The 2,010-nt window shown below is 70.4% G+C and carries 4 protein-coding genes; 1 reads left to right on the forward strand and 3 read right to left on the reverse strand.

Going from position 1 to position 2,010, the window contains the following annotated elements; translation table 11 throughout:
• The first annotated feature begins 76 nt into the window (after window positions 1-76).
• Window positions 77-601, forward strand: coding sequence for a GNAT family N-acetyltransferase (locus FDZ70_09820; protein TLM69043.1), 525 nt, complete (start codon window positions 77-79; stop codon window positions 599-601).
• A 19-nt stretch (window positions 602-620) separates the two neighbouring features.
• Here the strand turns inward: FDZ70_09820 and FDZ70_09825 are convergent, their stop codons facing one another.
• From FDZ70_09825 to FDZ70_09835, 3 genes are all read right to left on the reverse strand, one after another.
• Window positions 621-1,040 (reverse strand): type II toxin-antitoxin system VapC family toxin, encoded by a 420-nt coding sequence (locus FDZ70_09825; protein ID TLM69044.1) that lies wholly within the window; start codon window positions 1,038-1,040, stop codon window positions 621-623.
• A complete protein-coding gene (locus FDZ70_09830; GenBank protein TLM69045.1) occupies window positions 1,037-1,267 on the reverse strand; it encodes a hypothetical protein in 231 nt (76 codons plus the stop codon). Before FDZ70_09830 ends, FDZ70_09825 begins: the two co-directional genes overlap by 4 nt.
• A gap of 130 nt (window positions 1,268-1,397) precedes the next feature.
• On the reverse strand, window positions 1,398-1,955 hold the full coding sequence (locus FDZ70_09835; protein TLM69046.1) for a GNAT family N-acetyltransferase: 558 nt from the start codon (window positions 1,953-1,955) through the stop codon (window positions 1,398-1,400).
• Between the last annotated feature and the right edge of the window lie 55 nt (window positions 1,956-2,010).

The following is a 2,010-nucleotide window of genomic DNA, read 5'->3' on the forward strand; positions in this document are numbered from 1 at the left end:
CATCGAGCACCCGCGCCCCGCTGCGCCGGCGCTGCGCGACCTCATGCGCCCGAGCGACGACTGAGGCGCCTCGCGCGTGGTGGTGCGGTTCGATATCGAGCGGCTGGAGCCGGGCCATGGACGTGACGCATTCGAGTGCGGCGACCGCGTGCTGGACGAGTACTTCCGCCGGTTCGCGCTGGTCAACCAGACCGCCCGTTTCGGAGTCACGTACGTCGCGGTGTCGGGTGGGGACGTGATCGGGTTCGTGACCATCGCGTCTTCGCAGATCGAGCGAACGGGGCTCACGGCGGATGCGGCGGTCCGCCTGCCTCGGTATCCGCTGCCGACCCTGACGATCGCACGCCTCGCTACGGACGTGCGGTGGCGGGGACAGGGCGTCGGCACGGCGCTGCTGCGATTCGCGCTATGCGAAGCGCTGCGTATGGCGCAGGAGTTCGGGTGCGTGGGCGTGCGCCTCGATGCGAAGGTGGAGGCTATCGGCTTCTACGAGGCACGCGGATTCGCTGCGCTCGAGGCTACCGATGAGCGTACCGGCGCCGCTTCGGCAACGACTCCGATGTTCCTGCCCTTGAACCAGATCGAGGACTCGTTGCTCTGATCCCGCCGCCGCCGCCCTGCTACTCCGCGTCCTCCACCCACACCACGCACTCGCCGTATCCGCCAGCCTCGGCTGCGGCGATCAGCGCGCGGTCGGCGGTCACGACCCGCGTCTCCTCGGCGATGGCCAGCGCGAGGTAGAAGCAGTCGTAGACGGGGTGACGGAGGACTCCCGACAGGCTGATCGCGCCGCATGCGAGCAGCTCGTCGGGCACCGTGGTGACGCCCGCGCGTACGATCATCCGCATCTTGCGTAGCGCGGCGTCCGTGTCGAAGTCACCCGCGGCGGCCCGTCTGGCGAGCGCGCTGGCGACCTCGGAGTACAGGAGTCCGGGGGCGGTCAGGTCGTGCGCGCCCAGGATGCCGGCCGCGCGCGCGGAGTGCTCCTCATCGCACACCCACTTCACCGCGACCGACGCGTCCACGACCAGCAGGGTCACCTTGCGTCACGGTCCTCGCGGATCAGCTCGGTGCTGTCGGTCTTCTGCGGGCCGGTGCGCGCCCGCTCGGCGGCGGCGACCTTGAGGAACTCCTCGCGCGAGTAGGGCACCGACGACTCGATGATGCGCTTGGCGACCGCCTGCAGCGATGTCCCCTCGGCCGCTGCGCGCTCTTTCAGCTTCTCGACCACGAGCGGGTCGACCCCCCGGATCAGGATGTCGGGCATGGCGGTCCGGTTCCTCTCGCGCGGCGGGTGATAGCAACATGCTAGCACCTCGCGCAAGAGCCGTGCCGGCACCGTAGCCGCCGCGTGTGAGCGTTGACTGACCGGGATTGAAACGCGCAGGCCCCGCCTGCTACAGCCGCAGCTCCATGCGCTTGTGGGGGAGGTGCGTCTCCTCGCTGTTGAACAGCCCGCCGACCTCGACGAACCCGAACTTCCGGTAGAACTCGATCGACATCAGGCGCGCGTTGAGCCACACGAGCCCGGCGCCTTCGCCCCGTGCGCGGTCGACGAGCTCGCGGACGATCGCACTACCCACACCGCCGCGGCGCAGGGTGGGGTCGACGCACATGAAGCGGATCCGCGCGGTCCCGTCGCGGCCCATGACGAGTCGGCCGTAGCCGAAGACCTGCGGCCCGTTGACCGCGACGAGGTGGCGCACGTCGGGGTCGCGGTCGTCCCAGTCCGCCTCGAACGGCATGCCGATCGGCTCGCGCAGCACGGCGTGGCGCAGGAAGCGCACCTGGTCGAAGATCGGGTCGTCGGGGGTCGTGAAGACGTAGTTCACGGGCGGGTCCTTCTCGCCGGGGCGCCCATGGTAGCGCGCAGACGCGCGCGCGGGGTGTCGCTCACCGCCGCATCCGCGCCGCTCAGGGGATGCGAGAGGCTCGACAGACGTCCATGCGAGCATAGCGGACCGGAGCGGTTCCGCTGCGCCCGCCCCCCTCTGGCACGCCCTCCGCTAC

The sequence above is a fragment of the Actinomycetota bacterium genome (assembly GCA_005774595.1).
GTDB lineage: Bacteria > Actinomycetota > Coriobacteriia > Anaerosomatales > D1FN1-002 > D1FN1-002.